Below are 26,696 nucleotides of genomic sequence, written 5' to 3'. Positions count from 1 at the left end.
GATTTTTAATGAATAAACCGATAATTATCCTATTTTTTCTCCTTTAAAATACATATATTAGAGAGTGGTATCCATTTAAACTTTATATGTTATGGGAACTAACCTCTATTCTTTCCTTGCTTCCCGATCCGCCTCCATTTTTCACAGGATATTTCTCCTGAGCCTCTTATTGATTACGTTGACAAGCAAAGCTGAAACGATTATTGCTTACCAGTCCGATTGGAAGTATCTGGATAATGGCACCGTTTTTAATACCAATAATTGGCGTTTAGCTGGATTTGATGACAGTGGCTGGCTTTACAGACCAGCTCCGTTTGCCTTTGGGAATTATTTCTATCGGACACTCCTGCAACGGGGACCGAATAACCGCACGCCTAATCATAAGGTTTTTTATTTTCGTAAAACAGTAAACATCACCAATGCGGCTGCGAAGAATAGTTACAGGTTAAGGGCTTATTTTGACGATGGTATCGTCATTTATGTAAACGGTGTGGAAGTGACCCGTAAAAACATGAATGCCAATCCCGATAGTCTTTACACGCGTTCAGCCGGAGATTCGCTTACCATTGATATGCAGCTGAGCCCTTCATTTTTTCAGGAAGGCAGCAATATTATTTCGGCTCAAGTACATCAGGTCGGAGAAACGAGCAGTGATATTCTTTTTGATCTTCAGTTGGAAGGAGACGTAACACCGGTTTCTCTTTTCAGGCATCCTTACCTTCAGCTCGCCTCTTACAATCAGATGACGGTGCGTTGGTACACGAATGTAACTTCCACGGCGACCGTTCGATATGGTACCAGTCCGGATTTGGCTTCCTACACCGAAGTTGCCGTTGCAACCCGAGATACGATGCATAGTGTTTTACTTAAAAATCTTTTTCCGGATACGAAATACTATTATAGCGTGGGTTATAACAGCGGCAACAGCTTTCAGTTATTGCAATACAATTCTGCGGTGAACTATTTTCGTACCCTGCCTGCTCCCACGGATACCAGCCACCCGCTGCGTTTCTGGTTGCTGGGAGATTCCGGAGCGGGCACTCATCTGAATACAAGACCCTTTAAAGTACGGAATGCTTATCTGGCTTACCTGAATTCCCGAAATAATCCAAATGTAGACGGCATTGTGTTTTTGGGTGACAATTCAAATACGCAGGGCTATGAGGGCTTTCAACTGGCACTGGACACCACCCTGTTCAGATTTTATAACCGACCGAATGACCAGCAGCTTCTTTCGCATATACCATCCTGGACTGTCATCGGAAATCATGATTACGACCCTGACCCTAGCTATTTGCATAGCGATGGCAACAGGTATTACGTCAGGAAAGCGTATCACAAACAATCAGCAGCCAGTTTTTCAACATTTTCCTATCCTGACAGTGCCCAAATCGGTGGAGAATCTACGTTGAATAAAAAAGGGTATTACTCTTTCAATCAGGGGGATGTACATTTTGTGGTTTTGAACCCGCCACTGATTGAAAAGGATAACATTGCGGATAACTGGCTTGAGCCATTTCTGACCATAAAAGAAATCCTCAGCAAAAACTCAATTGCACTGGATTACAATTTTAACACGCCTATCGATGACCTGCCACAGGTGAAGTGGCTAATCAAAGATTTAACTGCAAATACAAAAAAATGGACAATCGTTACTTTCCATTTGCCGCCCTTCTCTACGATCGGACATTTTCCTGACGAAAAAGATTTGAAAAGAGTTCGGGAAAAGTTGCTGCCTATTTTGGAAAGGCCTGAATATCATGTCGATGCTTTGCTGGTATCGCATACACACGCCTATTTACGGGCGGGGATGATCAGGAAAAAGGGGAATGCCGCCCGTACCACCGATTCTTATCAGCCGGGAAATAATCTGGGCCGATATCCCGCCTCTCCTCCCTATGTGAAGTCAAACAGTGAAACAGCCTATTCTTATATTCTGTCCGGATCGGCAGGCAGGGGATTTTTTGGTAATGTGAACAACAACGGCACCATTGTCTATGTCAATGACTCCGGTTACGATGACCCGGCCAAAGTCAAACACCCCAGTATTTCCACACCTCCTTTTGACACTTCGCCTCCTTTGGATAATCTGACAGGGGATAACACAACCGATTTTTATCATGATAAAGGCGGATCCATCGAACTTCTCTTTCAGGAAAACCGGCTCGACGTGAAGTTTATTAAGGAATCCGACGTGTCGCCAAACTATGTCATCGCGGATTCCTTTGTGGTGATGAAGGATGTGAATAAAAAAACAACCACTACTTTGCAGAACGGTGGCGATATTGTCAAGTTGAAGGCTTCCTGGATCGGCGATTATCGGTGGTATTCGTCGGCGCAGCCCAATCAGCTGATTGCCTCCGGGGTACGTGAGCTCAGTCTGGGGCCTAACAATAACAGTACTTTCTATGTCCGGGACCAGAACGGATTCCTGGCCGATACGTTTATCGTCAACGTCACCAACCCGAGGGGCACCGTGGTTGGTGATACCCTTATCCCTTTTCGGGCGGAATGGCTGTTTCCTTTGTCCGCCGGTTTTTCAACCAAAGGCGTCAAGCTGAATGAACAATGCGTGGTTTCCTGGACTTTTTCTCCCCCTGCATTTGAAATGCCGGGAAAGGGAATTATAGGCCTTGGGCATACGGACGAGGGATTCAAGCTCTCCAACGCATTGATCGAGCGGGTGTTTGTGCCGGCTGAAAGACTGTGGTTCAGGCGGAGTTTTATATTAAATGGCTCTACGGCCACCTATGCCGGTTTTAAACTGACCCTGCAACGGGACAAAAACCTGGCAACCAGAAGGTCCTACACCACCAGTTTGCAGACGATCCTGATCAACGGACAGGAAGCTGTTATACAACAAAGCACGTCTCCGAGGGATATTGCGGAGGGAAGGGAGGAAATAACCTATACGCTGAGTAATGCGGGATTTAATTATGGTGTAAATTACATACTGGTGAGTTATTATTTAACGCCAAAGATCGGAGGAGGATTTCCGGTTAATCCGACCCTGGATCCCTTTACTTTTGACGCACAATTAATCAGTATGCCGGCCACGCTGGCACCTCCGCCAGCCTCGAAGCAATTCAAACTGGCCAAAACCTCCGTAGAAGCGCCGCAGTTTTGCGCCGGTGATTCCGTGCGTGTACAGTTTACCGCGCTTGGCAACGAATCAGGTTTTCCTCTCGTTTATGAAGCCCGCCTGGTGACTGCCTCCGGGGACGTACCGCTGGCCGAAGGCGTCCGTTCGCCTATTTCGGCAAAACTTCCCGGTAATATGGCAGCTGGAAAATACAGAATCAAGATCGTGACAAAAAGCGCGTTCATGGATCAGCTTGAAAGCTCGGAAATTCAGATCAAGGCACTTCCGAAGGCGACGGTTGTTCCGGCTGAAATTGCTACCATCTGGAGAGGGCAGCCTTTTTTGATCGGTGTGAAGTTCGAAGGAGAGGGCCCGTGGAATTATGTGCTTTCGGATAACAGCAGTGGGAATTCTACCGTTGCGGAAAAGTCCGTTGAAGTCCGACCGGTTAATTCACAGACCTATTCAGTGAAAACAGTTTCCAACAGCTGCGGGACAGGGCAGGCAACGGGGAGTGTTCAGGTCATTGTTCAGGAACCTGTTTTGACAGTAACGCAGGTGTCGAGAATAACCGTTGCTTCGAGAACAGCGCTTTGCACAGGAGATTCCCTTGCTGTGGCTTACACGGTAGTAGGGCCTGATGATAAAAGGACTTACGCTGTTGAGCTTTCTGATCGGAATGGTAATTTTAATGCGCCCGTTGTTTTGGGAAATGGAAGTTCTAATCCTATTCTTACTGTGCTGCCCGGCGCTATTCCGGAAGGGGATCGTTACCGTGTTCGGGTGAAAGCGCTGGATTCACCATTGGTTTTTACGCAGAATAGCTCTGATGTAATTCCCATTCATAAAACCGCGACCGGAAGTTTTGTTCTGGATAAGGAAACCATTGTAAATACCGAAGAAGTAAAGGTACAGTTTAGCTTCACAGGAAGTCTGCCGGTGTATTATTACCTGAGCTATGGCGCCGATACACTCAGCGGAAATGTCAGTCAGACGAGTTTGGTTAGAATGCTGCTGATCGGGCAGGAACGGGTCTTCTCGCTGGATTCCGTCCGCAATGTATGTGGCTATGGAACAATTTTGGGAAAACGCACCGTGACGGTATCGTTGGTTGTAGGCAGTGAGCCGCCGTCTTTCGGAATAACTGTTTACCCGAATCCTGCTTCCGGACTGCTGCTGTTAAAAAATAAACGATCCTGGAAAGAGCCTTTTCAATGGAGTATTTATGGTGTGAATGGAAAGTTATTTCAAAGCGGAACCCAAAAAGCGTCGAAAACCATGTTCTCTGAAATTGATATTCAGCTATTATCGCCGGGACTGTACATTTTGCGGTTAAACGAGAAAGGGCGGAAGAGCTCGTGGAAGATTGTGAAGGAGTAGGGGAGAGTATTTTTTCTGACAGGATTTACCTATGGCATAAGCTGTCACAGGTGCTGTTTTCCTTTGTGGTGTAATAACAATCACCCAAAAAACGAAAACAGATATATTCAATGTATTTAGCAGACATTGCCTGGTAGCTAAAGGTACTAATCAAACGGTCTTCAAAATCTGGTTTATTTCTTGATTGAAATGATATTCATTGCTTCATTGGCATAATATTTCATTCTCCCAATCAACCGGGAAATCCATAGCTCCTGTATCGACGTTAGGATACTTTTTCAAAAGCGTTTTTAACTTTTCTGTAAATCGTGTATTTGGGTTGACAGTTTGCAATAAAAACCTCACCATGGACAGCATGAAATAAGTCCTGCTATTTCGGATATTTTTATTTGCAAGCCAGGTTTTCTTTGGAGATCGGGGCATTTCCGGGCGAATGCTCATGGATCTGTTCCATAGTCTGGTGTGGTGCGCGCATATATTTCTTAGGTAGACAATACTATGTAGCCAGGTCTCGAATACTGAATCCGGAAGTCCAAAATGATGGGCTATTTCACGCTTTTCTTTACTTGGATTCAAATTCTTGTATAGTATGGATAATGTCCCAAACGAGGTGATTTCCATGATCATCCATGCCGGAGGAAGTGGATCAGAATATTTGTTACGAAATGCTTTTATGAATTCTTCATCGCTGCGCTTATATTCCTCTCCGATTTTGGTAAGTGTTTTTCCATGTTGCACGGGGTCACGAAATAAAGCATTCTGCTGAAACCAGAAACAGTCATGCTTATGAGATAAAATATAGATCATTTTAGCTCGTATGCCTACTTCAATTTTTTCCAATTCTGAAATAATTAAAGAGCGTAGATCACGGTCGAAGCAGTATAATTGAAACGCAGTGGTGAAGCTGCTATTAGGTTTAAATGTATGTTTTTGCTTATCAGTTAGTAAGGGATACCAATATCCGCTCAGGCGATAATAACTTACAGTTTCTAATAGATGAAGAGCTTTTGGTTCATCCTCAAAAACCATCCCTCTGTCTTTTAGTTGTTGAAGTTGCTCTTGAAATGTTAGAGGAGGTTTTGAATATTGAACCTTATTCATACAGGCTGTAAAAATAAAAAGTTCACCCTAAGCGCCCTGTTCTTACGGGAAGGGGGGTGAACATGTTGATACAAATATAGTATATTTTGTGCGCTTTGTACAAGAGAGGACTATATTAGTCGGAATTTGATTAAAATAATGGAATCTGAGTATTCTCTATCCTTAGTTAAAGACCTATTGTATTGACTCAGCTGCTTTGTAGTTTGGTCAGAGACTGGAGACGCTCGGGCGTAGTCTGGAGACTACGCCTAACGGGGCGCGTATTTGGTGCAAATAACGCCTTCAACTAATCATTGTAGTTTTAAAAATTATACCCAAAATGAAGGCCCGGCTGCCAGAAGAAGACTCTTGGCCATCTATCGTCAACCTGTTTAAACGAATCAGGCATTTTTGATTGATAGGGACGATGAGTCATTGCTATGGAAGGTTGTACAAAAAACCTGTCCTTGAAAAGTTTAATGTGATAACCAATGGAATATGTGTTGAAGATTTGAAAGCCCTTGTCAATCTTGTTACCATCATTGACAAAAGTTTGAAAAGCAGGCATCACGTCCACCTGAGCAAAAAGACCTTTCCATAAAAACCTTTGATAATTAAGTGAAACTCCGTGTTCCCGAATATAACCTGGAAATCCTTCTCCTTCTGCTTCAAATGATTTTCCATAAGGAATGCCAATTGGCCAGGCATATTTCCAAGTTTTAAATTCAAGTGAAATTACATCCTTTCCTGTAATGCGATAACCTAAATTCACATAAACCATTGCAGGTGAATTATTATCAGGTATTAAATTCGCTAGCATAAATAAGGTGCTGCCTATAAAATACTTTTTATAAGTACTGTCTTGTTTGGCATATTGAGCTTTAACGTGTAGCGTGTTTGCCATCATTAAAATCAAGGCGCAGCATAAAATTTTCTTTTGCATATCTTTTCTTGTTAAATGATACTGCAAAATTAGATTGGCGGGTAGCTTAAATACGTTCACTTAAGTTAAGAAATGACGCTTAACCTTAACCTTTATCTTTCTCCAAAATCCTTGCCCTTAACCTGCTTAATGATTGTGGTTTTATACCCAGATAACTTGCTAACTGGTGTTGCGGAACACGTTGAATCAGGTCTGGTCTCTTTTGTAATAGATTCAGATACCGTTGTTCGGGTGAAGAAGTCTTAAACTCATCAAAATTAATTTGTTGTTTAGCCAAAAATTCTTCTGCCAATATTCTGCAAAGGCTTTCAAACTTCGGAAACTTACTAAACATTTCAGCTTCCATATCAGGGTTTGAAACGATCAGAATTGTATCTTCCACACAGGATATGTAATATTCGGAAGGGGCTTTGTTGATAACACAATGCGGTGTCAAGGCTTCCATTTCTGTGTAGAAAGCGGTTGTTTTTTCATCTCCGCCTATGATGTAATAGGTTCGGATACAACCTTTAAGAACAAAGTAGCCGTCATTAGACTTTTGTCCTTCTTTGAGTAAAGCTGCTCCTTTTTTAAAAGAACGGAATACGTCTAAAGAAACGATAGCGTTCTTTTCATCATCTGTCAGAGAAATGTATTTTGATATAAAGTCAAATAGTAAATCGTGCATTGTTCTATGTTGTTACTGTCGTCTGTTACACTCAACAAGTTACAATACTTTCAGATGAAATTGTACCAACAATGTGGCTCTTATCGGAAATAACCCATCAGCATCTTTACCATCCTTTGCTAAGTTTAGCCTACCAAGACAAAGTGGCGTTCAAAGGAAAAGGTCGTTAGTTGCTTTCAGCCCTCTGCGGTGCTGCCCGCGCTGGATTAGCGTGCTTATGCGTTTTTTGTGGTTCGGTCGGAGACCGGTGACGCTCGGACGTAGTCTGGAGACTACGTCCAACGGAGATAATTTTGATCTAATATAAATCTCTGTAAAATTCAGTCCCAAGATTCTCTTGTACATCTCCTTCTTCTACTTGACTTAGTGCGGCTATAATTTTCAATTTAAGATCCTCACTGTAATCCTCTTCATTAATAATAGAAGTGATAATTTCCTGAAGTAGATCTTTGTCAATAATATTGTCAGCTACTGTTACTGCAATATTTTCCATTTCGATGATAAACTTATTCACAAAAACATCCAGGCCATTTACTTCTAAAAAGAAGGCTCCTAAGGCAATTGATGTACGTTTGTTACAATCTGTAAAACCATGAAACTTATTAAAAGAAAAAACCAGATGGTTTAGCTTTTCTTCGAATGTGGGATAATAGTCATCGTTTAGGATATGTTGCAATGGACTGCTAATATTTCCAAGATCTTTAACACCTTCCAATCCTCCGGATATTTCAAGAATTTTATCATGGATTTTGATAGCATATGCTTCTGTGAAATAGATTAGCTCCATAATTATCGATCTTTAAGACGTTTGAATACGTCTTTATTATCTTCAAGCCGCTTTTCTAAATCCATACTTCGTTCGCCCAAAAACTTTTCAAAGTCTTCTGAGCTGACTTCGTTGACATATTCTTTGAGCTTTTCATGTAAAGCATCTCTGAATGCCAAATCTCTGCTAGCCATCAAACTCCTTGCTTTTTCTCTAAGCGGATTTACGAAAGCTTCCATCGTTTTTTCAAATTCAGCAAACAGTAAGTGAGCTTCCGATAATGAAAGTTTCCTTTCTAAACTTTCAGATTTGTTTTTGAGATAATTGGCATAGCCATTTTCATATCCCGCAATTAAATCAAGGACTTCCGAATACATCGTACTGCGTACACTTTCCTTTGCGTTGAGATTCAGAATTTGACGGTATTCTTTCGCATTCTCTTTAAAAATACATTTATAAATTTTGTCGGTAAGTTGACTGTATTTAAATCTGTTATCAGTAATGTAGTAATCCAATGCATTAGTAAATTCCTGGCGATAATTGTATTCGCGTACAAGACTTGGTAGAAATTCCTCTTCCCTTTGATTAATAAATTTAGTTTTACCGCCAAGTTTTTTATTCAAGACATCTATTACAATGTCAAGTATAGCTGTTCTTAGTCTTTGGGCGTTTTCTGAACCTGTCAGAAGCATTCCAATGTTCAGAAATGCTTTATAGGTGAAAATACCTAATTGAGGAGTTTTTGATAAACTATCAAGTTCATTATCAGTTAATTGAAGGATGTTCACGACATGAATGTCGTGAACATCCCCAGATTCTTTTGCAACTCGCACAAAATCAAATACTTGATCCTTGAATCGCCTAAGTGTAGACCCATTATACAACTCATATCCACTTTGTTCAAATTCTTCCTTATGGTTTTCTAGCAGACGATCAATCGTACGTGCATCAACTTCATAATAGTGAGCTACCTGTTGCTTGGTAAAACGGTACCTCCCATCAAATTTAATTCCATAAAACCCTACATGTTCGTAGACTTCCTGTACGGCGAAATTATTATTTAATATGTTCTTCCTGTCAAGGCTCGATTCTGTCAGGTTTTTGCTCATATATTTTATGTTGAATTATTTGTTATGCTTGCTAAGGGTAAGGAAAGAACATTTTGCAGCAATAATTACCATAGTAACAAAAGGGTTCTTACTATGAAAGATACAGATCATTTTTATTGAAAATTAATTTTATGACTACGAGTGAGCAAATAGAAAAATATCCAAAACTATTAGCTCTGATTTAATGACAGAATTGTTGCAATTTTTTCAGAATAGATAGACAGTTTTCGCAAGTCCATCTTATTTTTTGCTTCTGTATGTTCGACCAACCAATGATCTGCCGCATGCAAGTTTGACTCAAAAACTCTGGTGATGAAGAATGCAGAGACTTGAGTAAATCTTAAGCCAGTCGCATTTTTTAATATTCCATCCATTTCCGTCGAGATTGGCGCAGGGTCGAATATGTTAGAGTTCGAGAGTAGGCGGCGTTGACCGAATAGGGTGTTGTATATTTCATCTGTACGTGGATACCTAAGTCCCGGAAGATTAATGCAAACGATGTATGGTTTATCTAAATGCCCATACCTAGCTCCCTTTTCTTTGATTGCTCCAATTAAGGCTTCTTCACATCCGCCAGAATAGCTACCACCTAGGTATGATGCGATAGGATGGTCTTTTTCGATTGTGCTGGGAAACAGGCTCAGTGATATTGTTACACTATCATCATTGTAGGAGAAGCATTCACGACCGAAATCGTTGTAGTCATTATACATAGGTTGCTGTTTAGAATGACATTCGGCTAGCCAAGTTTGAATCTGAGTTTTCATTCTACTCAACTTCACCTGCTTGTTACTTTTAAAAGTTATTTCTTGAATGTCAATCCAATAATCTGGACTGGACAGGTTTTGGAGGTTATCGTAAATTGCACCGAGCTTGTTTTCGAGGGTACGTTCGTCATTAGTTTTGTCGGTAGCTACTTTGGCTTCTAAATAGATTTCTATGTTACCTTTTTTTGCTAGGAAATCTGGATTTTTAGACGAGTTAAGAACGGTCGGGTGAGGAGTTAATGTAAACCCTTGTCGAAAAAAGAGTTCATGGATGAAGAGCTCGAAAAATGCTGACTCAAATTGTGTGCGAAAATCACCTTTTAGTTGTCGTTTGTCAGTTTCTGGATATCTAGAAAACCAGTCATTTAACATTTCACGGACGGCCACAAACTCTGGCTTTGCAGTTGAGTCATAGAAATTATAAGATTTTTCAAGATGTCTTGCGTAGCGGTTCTCTGTCCGCTCTTTGTCATCAAACAGTTTCTCCATTGTTTTGTCCTGATTAAATTAGGCGTAGTCTCCTGACTACGCCATATTGTAAGGCGATCTTCGACCGAAGCACATACGGTGTAAGGTATTCTTATTTTCGAGAAAACGTATTGTTTTAATTAAACTGCTTTTGCGTTTTGGCCAAAGACCTACGTCGCTCGCACGTAGTTTAAAGACTACGTTTAACTGTTAAATTACCAAGAAGTTATAAAAAAACGACACTTACAAAATCATATGTAAGTGTCGTTTTTTTGTCGGGATGACAGGATTTGAACCTGCGACCTCTTGCACCCCATGCAAGCACGCTACCGAGCTGCGCCACATCCCGTGATGGTTTTTGTTCCAAGTAGGGAAAGAAAGAAGATATCTTTCCGCTGTATTTGGGGCTGCAAATCTAATAATCTTTTTATAAAAATTGTCAATGCTCCATGTAACTTTTTCATGGAACATTGACAATTTTTTACATTATATGGATTCGTTCTGCCAGTTTGGGTTAATTGGTTCCGGTTTGCTCTTCCTAAACCATTTGTCACGTATACGCTCGTTCGTATAATACATACAGGGCACGATTACCAGCGTAAGGATGGTTGAGAACGTAAGTCCGTAAATGATGGTCCAGGCGAGGATATTCCAGAATACCGCACTCGGTCCGCCGATGATCAGGTGGGGTTCAAGGTCCTGGAACAGTCCGACAAAGTCAACAGTAATACCCAGCGCCAGGGGCACAAGTCCCAGTACCGCGGCGGAGGCTGTCAGCAATACAGGCGTCAGACGGATGGCTCCGCCTTCGATGATGGCTTCCCGCATCGGATAACCGCGTCCGCGTAACTCTTCGATAAATTCGATGAGCAGAATCCCGTTTTTCACCACAATCCCGGCAAGGGCGATGATACCCACACCTGACATGATAATCGAGAAATCGCGGTCGAAAATGATGAAACCAAGTAATACCCCGATCAGCGACAATACGATCGTGAAGAAAATAATAAACGGTTTTACCACGGAGTTAAACTGTGTGGCCAGGATCAGATAAATAAGCAGGATGGCCGCTCCGAAAGCTGTCCCAAGGAAAGCCATGGATTCATTCTGCTCTTCCTGTTCTCCACCCATTTTAACGATATAACCGTTCGGTACTTCCATCTCCTGGATCTGTGTCTCAATCTGGGCTACAATTTCATTGGCATTATAGCCCGGTAAAACGTCCGATCCCAGGGTTACGATCCTGCGCTGATCCTGTCGGTTAATCTGACTGAAAGTCGTTGAATAATGGATGTTGGCAACCGACGTAATCGGTACCTGGCGCAGGGCGCCGCCCATGTTCATGTCACGATAGACAACATTCAGGCTTAACAACTTTTCAATCTGCTCGCGATCGTCCTTTTTTAAACGAACCATGATCGGATACTCGTCCTTGTCGTCACGGAACTTGGAAACTTCCAATCCGAAAAGGGCAGTTCTCACGGCCAGAGCGATCTGTTGTGAGCTGATGCCTTCGCGTTGCGCTTTTTCGCGGTCAATGTCAATGACGATCTCCGGTTTGTTGGTCACAAGGTCGGAACGAAGCTGGTCAATACCTTCAATTCCTGAATCCTGCACTTTTTTCAGTACCGTTTTTTCAAGTTTTTGAAGTTCGGTAAAGTCGTCTCCCGAAATCTCAATTGAGATCGGTTTTCCGGTTGGCGGTCCAACGGCTTCACGTTCTACGGAGATTTCTGCCCCCGGAATTCCTGAAACAGCATCCCTTATTTTCTGTAAAATAACCTGAGTCGAACGGCCACCACGCTCTGTTCCATACACAAAGGCAACGGTAACCTTGGACTTATGCGGTGTGGCGGAGCGGTCAGGGTTATAAGGGTCACCGGCATTTTTACCGACGTTGGCAATCACCGAGTTGACCATATCCATGGCTTTTTCTTTTTCGAGCACGGCAAAAACCTTTTGCTCAATCACCTTGGTGACCGAGTCCGTCACTTTAGCATCGGTACCAATCGGCAATTTGTTATAGACATACACGTAATCAGGGTCTCCGCTTGGGAAGAAAAGCACCTGCGGTTTCACAATACCCGTCAGGACAAAGGTAAACACCAGCAACACCAACATGGAAATAATGGCCACAACCGGACGCCAGCCACGAAGCAGCCAGTCGATCAGCTTACGGTAATTGTTTTTCAAAGCCGGTAGTAGCCCGTCCTGGAACGGTACCAGAATACGCGGTGTAAGAATATAATGATTGAAAATGTAAAGGATCAGGATGAAAACAAAGAAGTTTCCGACACCACGGTCGATCAGATAACCTACACCGGCCGCCACGGCCAGAATAATCAAGGGTCTGCGAATGGCTTTCAAGCTGGTGTCGTGCGCTTCTTTCTCATCTTCGTGGCGTCCCATAAATGACACGGCAAAAACCGGGTTCATGACATAAGCCACAAAAAGGGAGGCGCCGAGCGTGATGATGAGCGTGAGGGGCATAAACTTCATAAACTCCCCGACAATCCCGGTCCAGAAAAGAAGCGGGAAGAATGGTGCAATGGTCGTAAGCGTTCCTGAAAGCACGGGAATAAATACTTCGCCTGCCGCCGCTTTCACCGCCTGCTGAATCGTCCAGTCCCTGTGCATGTTGAAAAGCCTGTGGGTGTTTTCGATTACCACAATGGCATCATCCACCACGAGCCCGATTCCCAGAAGGAAAGCGAAAAGTACGATGGTATTCAATGTAAATTCAGTACCAACCATCGGACCGATGATCGGCATCATCACAAAGGCCACCAGGGCAGATAAGGGCACGGAAAGTCCAACAAAAATCGCATCACGGACACCCATGAAGAACATCAGTACCATCACCACGAAAATAAAACCAAGTACAACGGTATTGATCAAATCGTGCAGATCTGCGCGGGTTTGAATCGACTGATCCGCTGTGATTTTAATATCCAGTCCCTGCGGGAAACGGTTGGCCTTGTAGTCAGCAATCACATTTTCAATTTTATCGGAAGCCTCCACCAGGTTCTCACCGGAACGTTTGATCACGTTCAGTGTGATCACCGATTTGCTTGCCAAACGTGCGAAATCCTGCTGTTCTTCAAAGTTATCGAGTACATCAGCCACGTCGCCCAAACGCACCGTAGCACCGGTTCCGGTACGGATGCGGATGTTGGCCATTTCCGTAGCATCGGTATATTCTCCTTTGACACGTAGCGTCCGGCGAACACCCTGTACATTCAGTTCACCACCAGAAATATTGATGTTTTCGCCCTGGATGGCGGTTTGGATATCATAAAAAGTCAGACCCGTTGACTGCATACGCGGCAGGTCTACGTTGATCTGGATTTCCCGGTTGAGTGCGCCCAGAATATCCACACGTGTTATTTCGGGTAATGCTTCAATACCGTCCTGTAAATCTTCGGCATATTCTTTTAATTGTTTTAACGAATAATTACCGGCAATGTTTACGTTCATAATCGGGAACTCCGAAAAGTTCACATCCTGTGCCGTCGGGCCGGTATCAAGGTTTTGCGGTAGATCCGTTTTTGCCTTATCGATCGCATCACGAACGCGCTGCAATGCCACTTCAACCGCTACGTCCGGTGTAAATTCCACGAGAATTACCGATACATCCTGCAACGCATTGGATTTTATCTTTTTGACACCGCTCAACGATTTGAGCTGTTTTTCAATCGGTTTGTTAATTGTATTTTCAATATCAGCCGGGGCTGTACCAAAGTAAACGGTATTGATATAGATCTGGGGGATCTTGATATCGGGGAACTGTTCCTTGGGCAGGTTATTGTACACCATGAACCCCGCCAGCGTGATGATGAACGTGAAGATGTAAATCGTCGTCCGATTCTCCACGCACCAGTTGGTAAAGCCAAGGGTTTTATATTCTTCAAATTTCATGTCTAAGAAAGTTAAAAGTGAAAGGCGGCGAGGTAAAGGCGTGCGGCAGAGGGCGACCTTCACCCCATACGCTTACCTCAATGCCCACTGCTAATACGTGATAGGTTGTCCGTCCGATACTTCCTGATAGCCGAGTGTAATCAGCTGGTCGCCGGCGGTCAGGCCTTCCAGTATTTCTATTTTGCCGTTATAGCTCAGCCCGGTTTTCACTTCTTTGGCCTTGGCTATTTTTTTATTTCCCTCTGTAACAGCTACATAAACGATGTTTCCTTTTTCAGTGCTTTGCACAAAGTTCTGGTCGATGGCCAGGGCGTTTTTACTCGTGGCGTCATTGATCTGAACCTGGGCCATCATATTGGGTTTAATTTCCTTCGACGACGGCAGGTTGGCTTCAATGGTAAAAGTTCTGGAAAGCGGGTCAACCGTGGTGCTTACAAACGAAATCTTCGCTTTGTATTCCTTTTTCAGATCAGGAAATTTAACAATCACTTCGTCGCCCTTTTTCACGCTGGCTGCATACGTATCGGATACCTTTGCCATCACTTTCAGATTGCTCAGGTTGACAATGCGCACGACACCAGCACCAGGAGAAGCAAGTTCGCCTACCTTTACATGCACCTGGTCTACCACGCCCGACATCGGGGAAACGATCCGGGACTGCGCCAGCTGGGAATTTAAAGTAGCCAGCTTTCTTTCCAGGCCTTCCTTATTGTTTTTTGCCTGAAGAAATTGAATTTCAGTACCGATTTTCTGGTTCCAAAGATTTTTTTGCTTCTCAAACAAGGTGTTGGTCAGTGTCATCTGCGTTTTTATCTCTTCCAGTGATTCACGCAGAATACTGTCGTCGATCTTGCCGATCACCGTGCCGGTATTCACATAATCACCTTCCTTGACGTACATGGCGATAATCGCGCCGCCCGATTTTGGCGTAACCATCACATTGTTTTTAGCATCGACGGAACCCTGAAGTTCAACATAGTGGCGGAAAGTTTCGGCATTTAAAGGTGCCACACTTACCGCTTTTACTTTTGCTTCACCGGCTTTTTTCGGATCCAGTTTCGCAATTTCAATTTCAAGTGCTTTTATCTTTTTGTCGGTTTCGCCCTGTTGCGTTTTTAGTTGGGTCAGCTCTTCTTTTTTTGCCGCCAGTCCATCTTTTTTCTCTCCTGTGCATGAAGCCAGTAAAGCAGCAGCGATTGCTATGGTTAGGATATTTTTTTTCATGAGATATTTTAATTGTCAATGATTAATCGTGATAAAGTTCGCCTTTGGCCTTGCTGAGATCAACTTTGGAAATCAGGAAATCATATAAGGCAGAGTAGTAGTTCGTTTGTGCTTCCTTGAAAGAGGATTCGGCATTGATCACTTCAATGTTAGAGCCAACACCTTCCTTGTATTTAATTTTGGAAACACGTACAATCTCCTTCGCCAGGTCAACATTTCTGCGTTGGGTTTCCAGCGTTGCATACGCATTTTTGATGTTGGTGGCAGCCTGTCTGGATTCCAGATCGATGGATTGTTCCAGTAAAGTCTGGCTTAATTTCACCTTATCAAGCGCCACTTTTTTCTGCTGTACCTGGTATTTTTTCGTGAAACCGTCAAAAATCGGAATGTTCACGTTGAGCGCAAGAACCGAGTTGTTAAACCATTTTGTCCCAAACAGATCCGGAAGGCTGTTTCTACCATTATTATGTCCGTAACCAAAAGAGGCCGATACCGTCGGGAGATAACCACTGCGGATATTTTTCAAATCAAGTCCGGCGAGTTTGAACTGTGTATCGAGCAAAGAATATTCAATACGGCTATTGTAATTGACGGCCGTAACAGAAAATTCAGATTTTAACGCTTCAATGCTCAGGTCGTCGAATCTGTCTTCCAGTTTGATGGACTCTGTCATCGGCATGCCCATCTGATATTTCAAAAGCGTATAACTCAGCTCGATCAGATTTTGTACTTTCTGACGTTCCGTGATCAGATTGTTAATCTGTACTTCCAAACGGTTCACATCGAGAAGCTCCACAAAACCACCTTTGTTCATGATTTCGGTTTCACGTTTCAGAGAATCCACACGTGCGATATTCAAATCAAGCACTTTTGCCCGTTCTTCGGCTACCTGTGCAGAGTAGTAAGCTTTTGTAACAGCCTCCGCCACGGTAACTTTCGACTGTGTTACACTCTTACTGGCCAGTTCACGATAGGTAGCCGCCGCTCTCAGTCCGATAAAATAGGAGCCGCTGAAAATCAACTGGTTCAACGTAGCCGAAGCACTTCCGGAGTATTTTACCCCAAACTGAACCGCCACAGGTGGTGCGTCGGGGGAGGCATTGGGGTCGGCAAAGTTTGCCGGTAGGAATACGCGCTGTATGATCACGTTGTCGCTTAAATTCAGGTTGGCAGTTACCTGCGGAAGTCCCGAGCCACGGATCTCGCCAATGCGGGCTTCTGCTGAAACGGCATCCAGTTGCGCGCTTTTAATGTTGACGTTATGTTTAATGGCGTAGTCAACAGCTTCCTGTAAGGTATAACTGGCGTCCTGCGCGCTGACAGAAATAATGCTGAAAAACATCGCCAGCGATAAAATGCCACTGCGAATAAATTGTTCATTTTTCATGGGTGTTTGCTTGTGTTGCTGATTCGTCTGTATATTTAGTATAGTATTCAAACCCTGATTCCGTCAATATGCCACGTAAAAAATGGTGTACGAATTCCATCTGAACATGCATCATATTGAAACGGTCCGCGGGAAAAATGGTCGGGTCGAAGGCCATTTCCACCTGTTCAATCCGTAAAAGCGACAGTATTTCTACGTTAATATCTTTTCTGTATAGAAACAGCTGCTGTCCTTTGATCAGATTGTCCCGGATACCCTTGATAATGTACTGGTGCTTATACTTGTAAAACAGATCCCAGGCCTGAGGATGATATTTTTTTAAGTCGTTGAAAAGCACCGGATTCATGTGAGCAAGAGAAATGCGCATATAATCCGAGGCCCGGATCATCTCCGCAATCGGGTTCAGGTTCTCGGCATCCATCTTATCCATCTGACATTGCTGCACGTCCAGTTCCTGTTGTACGGCAAGCACCACAATAGCCTCCTTGTCGGGATAATGCTGGTAGATCGTCCGCTTGGATATACCAAGTTCCTTTGCGATGTCGTCCATCGTAACACTCTTGATGCCGTAGCGCCAAAAGAGATTAAATGCTTCTTTTATAATTCTTTCTTTCACAGAGTAAAGTTGAAATTTTCCAATGATAAAAACTATGAAAACTTTTATAATGTTTAAAGTTTTCAAGAATTACAAAAGTGACTTGGTTTAGCAGGGAGGCTACATTAAATTAAAGATTTGTTAATTTCTTGATTATTAAATTATTCAGTGTGTTTTTTACCTTTGATGTTTCGTTCTTTTAGGCAGGTTTTTAAGTGAATCCTGGCGTTAAAATCTGTTTGCGAAAATGCTTTAAGTTGTAATTTATTGAGATTTAATAAACAAAAAGAAATATGATTCCGTACAGAATAATTTAAAAGTGCTGGTGATCGCGGGTCTTGATCCGGAGTTTAAAGTAAGTTCAGGAAGAGAAAATAACCTATTGAAAAAGTACCAAGCATGGGATTTGCGGTATGAACATTAAAATATCCATGATAAAGTAATGTGGCGGAATGTTTTAAACGCAAATGATGTTTGGAAATAATACATATTCTGACCAAATTTCGGGTCTTTTCTTTTAACCGTTGTTAGCCGTTAAATAATTAAATGAGAGGAGACGGAAAGAGGCTGGGAGAATCAAAAGTAAAAAAGATAAAATTCAATTATTTATTCAAATCCACTAATAGCTACCGCGAAAAATAATAAATGAAAAGCTACATTGACCTGATTCAGCAAACGTTCGAGTTCCCTACGATGGAGTTTAACGTTGACAAAGATGAATTGCTGTTCAACAATGTACCACTGATGGACATCATCAAGGAACATGGTACGCCTTTGAAACTTAATTACCTGCCAAAAATCGGTGAACATATTAGTAATGCTAATATGTTTTTCAAAAATGCATTTAAACGGCATAATTATAAGGGAACTTATACTTATTGTTATTGTACCAAATCTTCGCATTTCAGTTTTGTGTTGGAAGAGGCGCTTAAGCATAATATACACCTTGAAACATCTTCGTCTTTCGATATTCCTATTATCAGGGAGTTGTATCGTCGTGGAAAAATAAGCAAATCGACCTTTATTCTTGCCAACGGATACAAGCGTCCGTTATACACACAGTATCTGAGCGAGCTGATCAATGAAGGTTTTAATGTGGTCCCAATTCTGGATAACCTCAAAGAAATTGAATTTTACGAGCAGCAGGTAACAGCCGATACGGTTAATTTCGGCATGCGTATCGCGACGGATGAAGAACCGAATTTTGCATTTTATACCTCGCGTTTGGGGATTCGTTATAATGATGTGCAGCAATTGTATAAGGATAAAATCGAGTCAAACCCTCGTTTTAAACTTAAAATGCTTCATTTCTTTATCAATACCGGTATCAAGGACAGCGCGTATTACTGGAGTGAATTGACCCGTTTCATGTTCAAATACTGTGAAATGCAGAAAATTTGTCCTGAACTGGATTCAATTGATATCGGTGGCGGGCTTCCGATCCAGACTTCATTGCAGTCGGGTTACGATTATCAGCAGATGATTGATGAAATCATTGAAAATATTCAGTGGATCTGTAATAAAAACAATGTTCCGGTTCCTCATATTTTTACGGAATTTGGAAGTTATACGGTAGGAGAGAGCGGTGCGGTGATTTACGAGATCATCGACAAGAAATTGCAGAATGATAAGGAGCTTTGGTACATGATCAACGGCTCGTTTATCACGCAGCTTCCCGATTCCTGGGGTATGAACCAGAAGTATATCATGCTTCCGATCAATAACTGGGATAATCCGTACCAAAAAGTGAACCTTGGCGGACTGACTTGCGACTCACAGGATTTCTACAATAGTGAAATGCACAGTGCCGATTTGTATATGCCGATTTTTGAGGAAGAAACAGAAAAGCAATACATCGGATTTTTCCATACAGGCGCTTATCAGGAGTCGCTGGGCGGTTATGGCGGTATTCAGCACTGTCTGATTCCGGCACCAAAACACGTTTTGGTCGACCGGGACGAAGAAGGGCGGATCACGACCCGTGTTTTCGCTGAGGAGCAGGATAGCGATTCGATGCTGCGTATTTTGGGATTCAAGGATGAGTCGTATGTGGCGCAGATCAATAAGGAAGAAACTGCCGTGGAACCGGAAGAAGAACTGGCTGAAACAAAAAATTGATAAAATATATAACGTTCTTGGAATGAATTCGTTAATCTTGCGAATTCATTCCAAAACTTTTAAGTTTAAAACTAACGTTCTTATACTACTCTGAAGAATTTATGAAAAAGGTATTCTTTCTCCTTGCGCTGTGCGGGACAATCGGCTTTGCATCTTCTTGCACAAAGCATCAGTGTCCGGCGTATGGATCCACGTTGAAAGTTGAGAAGCAAGCCGTGAAAGTACGCGCTTAGTTTTGCAGATCTAAAATTATTTTTGCCGCGTCAAATAAGCTTACAGCGGTAAAATCTCCTGCTGAAACTTCGCTTTCAGGAATAATATGTATTGTTTTAAGGCCGACTTTATGTCCGGCCTGCATATCGCGTGCGCGGTCGCCAATCATCCAGGATTGTGTCGCGTCGATGTTATATTTTGCTATCGCCTTTTCCAGTAACAAAGAATCCGGCTTGCGTGACAGCGATTTTCCTGTGAAATCAGGATGCGACGGCGCGAAATACAGATCGTCCAGAATACCTCCCGAAACTTCCTGCATTTGCTCATGAATGGCATAAACCGCATCGGGTCCATACAATCCTTTCGCAATGCCTGCCTGATTGGTAATGACGATCAATAAATAACCTGCCTCTTTCAGCGACTTAAGTGCTTCCGGAACGCCTGCGGGAATAACCAGTTCTTCCAGTTTGTGTAAATAATCACTAAGATCCTCATTTAACACGCCGTCACGGTCGAGAAAAATACATTTGGCTAAGGGCATAGGGTAGTAGGTCAGATGTTTTGGTCGGAAGAAAATTCTTTTACGGCTTCAATAAAACATCTTACTTTATCTGGCTGCATATCCGGATAAACGCCGTGCCCCAGGTTGGCAATGTAACGCTGCGTACCAAACTGGTTCACCATGTTTTTCACCTCTGCGCGGATCTGATCGTATGAAGAATAAAGCACACAAGGATCAAGATTACCCTGTAAAGTTTTATTCGGGATCAGTTTACGCGATTCGGCGATATCCATATTCCAGTCAAGTCCTACAACCGAGCAGTTCAATGCGCCGATTTCTTCTCTTGCAAAAAATGCGCCTTTGGCAAAAACCGTTACCGGAACCTCCGTGATGGCATCACAGATTTGTTTGATGTAAGGCAGCGAGAACGTTTTATATTGTTCAGGAGAAAGAATTCCTGCCCAGGAATCAAAAATCTGAAGGAGGTCAGCGCCCGCCGCAACCTGTGCTTTCAGGTATGCGATGGTACTGTCGGTGATCTTTTGTAACAATAAATGAGAAAATTCAGGATCGGCGTAGAGATGTTTCTTAGCCACTGAAAATGTTTTTGAACCTTTGCCTTCTGTCATGTAACAGAAAATCGTAAAAGGCGCGCCCGCAAAACCGATTAACGGAACACGGTTGGCAAGGCCTTGTTTGGTAAGACGAATGGCTTCCAGCACATATCCCAGATCATTTTCAGGATCGGCGATTCGGAGTTTGTCCAGGTCCGCAATCGTGTTGACGGTCGCAGGGAAAATCGGTCCTTTTAGTTCAGCCATTTCATAGGGTAATCCCATGCCTTCCGGGACGACAAGAATGTCTGAAAATATAATGGCGGCATCAACGCCTAATAAATCAACAGGTTGAATGGTAACTTCAGCGGCTAATTCCGGTGTCGTGGCAAGCTGGATAAAACTTCCGGCTTTTTCACGAACGGCACGGTATTCCGCCAGAATTCTACCGGCCTGACGCATCATCCAAACGGGTGTGCGTTCCACTTTTTCACCACGCGCTGCCCGAAGCAAAAGATCATTTTTCAATTTCATGCCGCAAAGGTAGGAATTATGTGCTTAAAGTGGACGCGCTTACGGGTGAAGAAAGGCAAGAAGTTCCAGGATTTTTGAAATTCAAGATTATAAATGAAAAATGGGGGAAATCAGTCTGGCTGGAACGGTTTTTAAAGCGGATAGTTTTAGATAAGAAACCCGACTATGAAATACTTTCCGATAATATTGTTGCTGGCCGCTGCGTTCACCTTGCCATCCTGCGGAGAAAAGGAAATGACAGCGGATGAGATCAAGGAGATTGGCATGTCGCCCTGCCGCAGTTCTGCTCCGTTTATCAAAGCGTTCGGTTTTGATCCCACCCGTTCGAGCCTTTCAACGGATGAGCCGGGCATGATGGGTGTCGTTTTGGTGGAACATCCCAGAAAAATTGCCGACTCGGCAAGTCAAAGGACTTATCAGGATGTGTCATGGAATAGAAACGGCTGGATGGGAAATACGACAACCGATATGGACGGGAATATTTACACGGCCCCACTACCCAAAGCGCATGAAGCAGGCATCCCGCTGACGCAGATGAACAAGGTTTTTAAGATTGATTCAGAAACGGGAAACATGGAAATTTTGGCGGAACTTCCTGAGCCTGACAGCGCTGCCGGTGTCGTGCCTTTTGCTGTTTTGGGTATTTATTACGACTGTCATGGTAAAAAGTTATACGTGAGCAGCGTAGCTGGAAGTACGAAGAATCATGAAAACGGTGTTATTTATGTGATAGATCCGGTAGACGGCGACATTGAGGACCGGCTGAAAGGGCACGATGCCGCGAGCGTTTTTGTTGGCGGCATTACCGGAGAGAAAAGGTTATACTTCGGAGGTCTTCGTTCCCCTGATATTTACTCGGTTGAATTAACAAGAAAAGGGAATTTTAAAGGCGATGTGCGCACTGAAGGATCATTGAAACACGCCGGAACTTCCAGCACCATAAGAGCCCGAAGCATTCGTTTTGATGAAAATGGCAATATGCTGGTTGCTGGTTCACCATTTAATTTTAGCATGACGGATGCACGGGTTAAATCAGAGACTTCGTTCCAGTTTTCCTATGATAAAGATAAGAAGAAATGGACTCTGGTTGACGGAGATTAAGTTTTCAGTCTGAATCAGATAACCCAAATTTGGGTTTAAAGGCTGTTCCGGTATGGGTTAGCCTTCTTTTTTAGGGGCAAACAGAAGAAAAAGATCAAAAAAATTTCGAAATCAGTGCCATTTTTTTCTGAGATACAATGATATTTGTAGTTACCTATTATTAAAGGATGTTTTATAATGCTGGAAGAATTAAGGAGAATTGCGTTTAGATTTCAGATTGACCCTCAACAAACTGCCGGGCATACGGCAAGATTATCTTCGGTTATCACGGTATTAAATAATCTCAATACTTCATTTTTGAATTTTATTGAAATTGAATTTTTGAAGAACGACAAGTTCCGGGCGGCTTATGAAAAATCACCCAGAGTCTTGGACGGTCTTAAAAAAGAGCTGGAACTGCTCGTTGTGGATCTTAAATTCAGCAGTTTTGAAGCGGCCGTTGCTTCCAATATTGTGGAGCCGCCAAGTCTTTTTACGACCGATATCGATGATTGGAAAAGGAACGCTTTTGCTGACTTCAAGAAAAACATTCTTTTTGGGAATTTTGAAGAGCCGCAGTACATGACCCGGATTATTGAGAAATATACGCCCGATGAAAGGAGCCGTATCTACAAACCGCTTTTCACCGCTTCGGCTTCGGACAGGCCGTTTAAACTTTTCCTGATTGATGCTAAAGGTAAAAAGCTCAATCTGCGACAGCCAGATAAAAGTTTTACGGACCGTTACTTCCCAAAAAAGGAAAAAACAAAAAAGGAGAAAACGGTTTATCGTTTTGCCAAAATATATGCAAAAATAGGCGGGAAGGATGCTTCGACCGATTTGAGCAAAAAGGATATTAAAAAAGTGCTTTTGATTGAGGAAATGGAGCACGGGACATATCCGTTCGGCCCGGATATCATCAAATACGATGAGAAATTATATGTCTTGCACGAAAAGCTGAATTGTGAAGTGAACTTCGAAAATCAGGCTTATGTAATCTCTTTCCAGCCGCTGGATCTGTGTGTTTGGGGAACGACGCGTGAGGAAGCTGAGGCCGCATTTAATTTCAGTTTTCATGCGCTGTATCAAAACTTCGCTCTGGAATCTGACAGCGCGCTTTCGGATGAGGCTATTGTGCTGAAAAATAAATTGTTGACCATTGTTAAGGCGATCAAATGAAAGCGAGAAAAAGTAAGGATATACAAAGAGCATTACAAAAGCAGGGATTCGAATCTTTTTCAGAAAAGGATCATCATCAGTTGCATTACCTTGTCGTGGATGGTAAAAAGCAGGCCGTTTTTACCTATGTGGGGAAAGCACCGTTAAGCCCTGAATTGATGGATACGATTTCAGGCCAGCTGAAACTGACCGAGGAAAAAATGGCGGAAAGCTTTTTTTCGGGCAGATTGAATCCTGAGAAATATGTCGGGATGTTGAAAGAGAAGGAGATTATTGGTTAAGGTATTATTTTATCATACATAATAGATTTCATAAAAAACGAGAGCGCCATCCGACGCTCTCGTTTTTTATGAAGGAAGTTTTTGAGGCTAAAAGTGGAAATTTAAACCTACCAGAAAATTACGTCCTGCTTGCGGGAAGTAAAAATTTTCCTGTGTCAGCGTCTTTCCTGCAATATAACCGTAGGTATAGCCATTGGATTCGTAACGCTCATTGAGTACGTTGTTCAGCAGGAAATTAAGCGTAATTTCTTTTGCCCAGCTCGGCTTGATTGTATAGGTCAGACGGATATCGTTGGTCACATAGGCATCCAGTCTGCGACTTTCGTTCGACGTATTATCAAGATATTGTTTTCCTACGTATTTGGTAAGCAACGCAAATTCCAGGTTTTTCTGCGGACTGTATGTAAACTGGCTTCCGGCAATCACATTCGGTGAAAATGAAATATCAGACTTTCCGTGGTTAACCAGATCGTAGTCGCCTGTATCATAGTTAACGATGTACTCCGTGAAATTGGCAATCTTATTCTGACTGAAAGTCGCGTTTGCATTCCATTTCAGGTGTGCATTGAAGGCAATGGCACCTTCCAGTTCAATACCGGTCCGGTAACTTTTTGGAACGTTCACCCGTATCGAATTCCCTACGTCATTGATCTGTCCGGTTAGCACCAGCTGATTTTTGTAATGCATCAGGTAATAATTCGCAGCAATTCCCCAGATCCCTTTTTGCATACGGAAACCTGCTTCCACGTTATTCAGCCTTTCACTCTTCGGGAAAAGCCGGGTTGTCGATGCCGTGAAATCATCACGGTTTGGCTCCTTGTTTCCTACACTATAAGAAGCGTAAACAGAGCTTTGCGGTGCGAGCTGATAGGTAATACCGGCCTTCGGATTGACAAAAGAAAAGGACTGATCAAAGTCAAACGAGACCAGATCATTATCCATTCCATCAATTTTATGACTTACCCGGCGGTATTGCAGATCACCAAAAGCATTCAGTTTTTCTGTGAATTGGTAGTAAAGTTTTCCATAGATGTTAAAATCTTTTTTAACGCCTTTGTTAAAATAATAACGTTGTCCGTTCTCTGTTGCGCCTGCATTTCTGGCCCAGATAATCTCTCCATAGTGATCTCCGTGATATTCGTTATATCCGCCACCGACGCTGGCCGTCAACTTTTTGAAGCTGTTATAGTCCAGAGAAAAAGTGGAGCCGTAGAAATAATTATCCAGCCATCTGCGACGGATCAGATCGGTACGTTTCAGCGTATCGCTTTCTGAAATGATATTGGGTAAATTGTAGTTGCTAAATTTATCGTTTTTGCGATACTGCTCGTAATAACCCAGACCGCGCACCAGAAATCCGTTGACGTTTAAAGTCAGATTATTCGTTAAAGTGTGGGAAGTAACAATCTGGTAGTGATCCTGACGATAATTATCAACCTCGTTTTTATACGTGTAGGCATTGTAAGTCCGGTTATCAGCATCAAGAAGATTTTTTGCGTCCTTTTCATCCAGACTGTTTCTGTCGATATACGAGAGAATTCCTTCACGATCACCGCGTAATTTTGCCTCGGGTACACCGTTCCACGATTGATACGTTTTCTCTTTTCCTGAAAATACATTCACCCGAACAAAACTTTTTCCGCCAAAATAGGCTCCGGATAAATAATAGGAATGCAACTCGGAAGAGGCCCGGTCAACATACCCATCTGAAGAAACGCGTGATAAACGGGCATCAAAAGTGAATTTGTCCTTCACCAGTCCGCTGCCTATTTTGATCGTGTTTTTAAACGTATTAAAAGATCCGTACGAATTATTGAGCTCGGCATATGCTTCTTTGCGGAAAGCATTGGTACTGATATTAATCGTAGCCCCGAAAGCACCGGCACCGTTTGTTGAGGTTCCAACCCCGCGCTGAATCTGAATGCTGTTAACGGAAGAAGCGAGATCAGGCATATTAACCCAGAACACACCCTGGCTTTCGGCATCGTTGTAAGGTATCCCGTTTACGGTGACATTGATCCGTGTTGCATCTGTTCCGCGGATCCGGATACCCGTATAACCAACCCCGCCGCCCGCATCACTGGTGCTGACAAGCGAAGGTGTGAAATTGAGCAATACCGGTAAATCCTGTCCCAGATTCTGCTTGTTAAGTGCTTCCGCGTTGACATTGGTATAAGCCATTCCTGTTTTGTCCGTCACACGGGTGGCGTTTACGATCACCTCATCCGCCTGGAAAGTGCTTTTTTGCAGTTTAATGTCAAGGGGTTTTTCCGTTTTGAAATCATCTGCACCGAGTTTGATGGTTTGATACCCGATGTAGGATACTTCCAGCGTGCTGGTGTTGTCTGAAATGTTACGGAGAACAAATTTTCCGTTGGCATCCGTGGTTGTACCACGAATTTCTCCGGCCCTGATGGTGGCGCCGGGCAATGGTTTTCCATCCTCCCGGTCGGTAATCTGGCCGGTTAATGTTTTCTGAGCAAAAACAGATATGCTCATCAATGTGCTGATAACGAGTGTTAAAAGACAGGTCGTAACTTTTCGCATTGCGATCATTAATTGTTACGAACAGGCAAGGGGCCGCCTATCCTTTGGTTCAATAAAAATGGTTATTCGATTCAGCTTTTCCGGTAAGCCTGAAAATCAGTTTATTGTTGCTATGATTTTCGCTAGTCCTGCTTGCAGCTTTCTCTTCCTACGCCGGCATTATCCGGATCAGGTAATATGGGTATGATCTCAGCCCGTCAGGTAGGGCACCCCTTTGAGATTATGGGACAAAGGTAAGGGGTTTGGGGTGGGGAAGCAAGGGGAAGGTTGTTTATTGGGTGTGGGGAATAGACTGACCTAAA

Annotated in this window: 18 protein-coding genes, 1 tRNA gene and 1 riboswitch; of the genes, 5 read left to right on the top strand and 14 right to left on the bottom strand. The window is 43.0% G+C overall.

Annotated features, from left to right (window positions below):
• Positions 1-91 precede the first annotated feature (91 nt).
• Entirely contained in the window at positions 92-4,462 is a 4,371-nt protein-coding gene (locus tag RB622_RS04680; protein WP_308045360.1) for a fibronectin type III domain-containing protein, read from the top strand.
• A gap of 204 nt (positions 4,463-4,666) precedes the next feature.
• Here RB622_RS04680 and RB622_RS04675 read toward each other — a convergent pair whose 3' ends face one another.
• The 11 genes from RB622_RS04675 to RB622_RS04625 all read right to left on the bottom strand — a co-directional run bounded on the left by RB622_RS04675 (position 4,667) and on the right by RB622_RS04625 (position 17,407).
• A complete protein-coding gene (locus RB622_RS04675; RefSeq protein WP_308045359.1) occupies positions 4,667-5,563 on the bottom strand; it encodes an Abi family protein in 897 nt (298 codons plus the stop codon).
• Between the two features lie 301 nt (positions 5,564-5,864).
• Positions 5,865-6,485, bottom strand: a complete 621-nt coding sequence (locus tag RB622_RS04670) for a hypothetical protein (RefSeq protein WP_308045358.1) — start codon at positions 6,483-6,485, stop codon at positions 5,865-5,867.
• A gap of 85 nt (positions 6,486-6,570) precedes the next feature.
• Positions 6,571-7,152 carry a Crp/Fnr family transcriptional regulator gene (locus tag RB622_RS04665; protein ID WP_308045357.1) on the bottom strand — a complete coding sequence of 194 codons (582 nt, stop codon included), beginning with the start codon at positions 7,150-7,152 and terminating at the stop codon, positions 6,571-6,573.
• 298 nt (positions 7,153-7,450) lie between these two features.
• Complete coding sequence (locus tag RB622_RS04660) at positions 7,451-7,939, bottom strand: type II toxin-antitoxin system death-on-curing family toxin (RefSeq protein ID WP_308045356.1); 489 nt, start codon at positions 7,937-7,939, stop codon at positions 7,451-7,453.
• 2 nt (positions 7,940-7,941) lie between these two features.
• Complete coding sequence (locus tag RB622_RS04655) at positions 7,942-9,027, bottom strand: DNA-binding protein (protein ID WP_308045355.1); 1,086 nt, start codon at positions 9,025-9,027, stop codon at positions 7,942-7,944.
• A gap of 170 nt (positions 9,028-9,197) precedes the next feature.
• Entirely contained in the window at positions 9,198-10,283 is a 1,086-nt protein-coding gene (locus RB622_RS04650) for a hypothetical protein (protein WP_308045354.1), read from the bottom strand.
• Positions 10,284-10,537: 254 nt separating this feature from the next.
• Positions 10,538-10,611 (bottom strand) — tRNA-Pro (locus tag RB622_RS04645).
• 137 nt (positions 10,612-10,748) lie between these two features.
• Complete coding sequence (locus tag RB622_RS04640; RefSeq protein WP_308045353.1) at positions 10,749-14,180, bottom strand: efflux RND transporter permease subunit; 3,432 nt, start codon at positions 14,178-14,180, stop codon at positions 10,749-10,751.
• 90 nt (positions 14,181-14,270) lie between these two features.
• Positions 14,271-15,404, bottom strand: a complete 1,134-nt coding sequence (locus RB622_RS04635) for an efflux RND transporter periplasmic adaptor subunit (RefSeq protein ID WP_308045352.1) — start codon at positions 15,402-15,404, stop codon at positions 14,271-14,273.
• Between the two features lie 22 nt (positions 15,405-15,426).
• The gene (locus RB622_RS04630) at positions 15,427-16,791 is read right to left on the bottom strand and encodes a TolC family protein (protein ID WP_308045351.1); all 1,365 of its coding nucleotides are present in this window, start codon (positions 16,789-16,791) and stop codon (positions 15,427-15,429) included.
• Positions 16,781-17,407 carry a TetR/AcrR family transcriptional regulator gene (locus tag RB622_RS04625; protein WP_308045350.1) on the bottom strand — a complete coding sequence of 209 codons (627 nt, stop codon included), beginning with the start codon at positions 17,405-17,407 and terminating at the stop codon, positions 16,781-16,783. Before RB622_RS04625 ends, RB622_RS04630 begins: the two co-directional genes overlap by 11 nt.
• Positions 17,408-18,031: 624 nt before the next feature.
• Between RB622_RS04625 and RB622_RS04620 the strand changes: the two genes are divergently transcribed.
• On the top strand, positions 18,032-19,504 hold the full coding sequence (locus RB622_RS04620; protein WP_308045349.1) for an arginine decarboxylase: 1,473 nt from the start codon (positions 18,032-18,034) through the stop codon (positions 19,502-19,504).
• A gap of 229 nt (positions 19,505-19,733) precedes the next feature.
• On the opposite strand, the gene RB622_RS04615 is transcribed toward RB622_RS04620, so the two are convergent.
• Together RB622_RS04615 and hemE are read right to left on the bottom strand one after the other, a co-directional pair.
• Positions 19,734-20,258 (bottom strand): HAD family hydrolase, encoded by a 525-nt coding sequence (locus tag RB622_RS04615; protein WP_308045348.1) that lies wholly within the window; start codon positions 20,256-20,258, stop codon positions 19,734-19,736.
• Between the two features lie 11 nt (positions 20,259-20,269).
• Complete coding sequence (gene hemE / locus RB622_RS04610; protein ID WP_308045347.1) at positions 20,270-21,307, bottom strand: uroporphyrinogen decarboxylase; 1,038 nt, start codon at positions 21,305-21,307, stop codon at positions 20,270-20,272.
• Positions 21,308-21,472: 165 nt separating this feature from the next.
• Here hemE and RB622_RS04605 point away from each other — a divergent pair, with 165 nt between their 5' ends.
• The 3 genes from RB622_RS04605 to RB622_RS04595 all read left to right on the top strand — a co-directional run bounded on the left by RB622_RS04605 (position 21,473) and on the right by RB622_RS04595 (position 23,847).
• Positions 21,473-22,408, top strand: coding sequence for a hypothetical protein (locus RB622_RS04605; protein WP_308045346.1), 936 nt, complete (start codon positions 21,473-21,475; stop codon positions 22,406-22,408).
• Between the two features lie 177 nt (positions 22,409-22,585).
• Positions 22,586-23,566: a hypothetical protein gene (locus RB622_RS04600; protein WP_308045345.1), complete on the top strand. Its 981-nt coding sequence runs from the start codon at positions 22,586-22,588 to the stop codon at positions 23,564-23,566.
• Complete coding sequence (locus tag RB622_RS04595) at positions 23,563-23,847, top strand: hypothetical protein (RefSeq protein ID WP_308045344.1); 285 nt, start codon at positions 23,563-23,565, stop codon at positions 23,845-23,847. Before RB622_RS04600 ends, RB622_RS04595 begins: the two co-directional genes overlap by 4 nt.
• Before the next feature lie 87 nt (positions 23,848-23,934).
• On the opposite strand, the gene RB622_RS04590 is transcribed toward RB622_RS04595, so the two are convergent.
• Complete coding sequence (locus RB622_RS04590) at positions 23,935-26,394, bottom strand: TonB-dependent receptor (RefSeq protein ID WP_308045343.1); 2,460 nt, start codon at positions 26,392-26,394, stop codon at positions 23,935-23,937.
• Positions 26,395-26,522: 128 nt separating this feature from the next.
• Positions 26,523-26,618: riboswitch (TPP riboswitch) on the bottom strand.
• Positions 26,619-26,696: the final 78 nt, after the last annotated feature.

Source organism: Dyadobacter sp. LHD-138, assembly GCF_030929615.1.
Classification (GTDB): domain Bacteria; phylum Bacteroidota; class Bacteroidia; order Cytophagales; family Spirosomataceae; genus Dyadobacter.
This window is presented reverse-complemented; position numbering and strand designations above follow the sequence as displayed.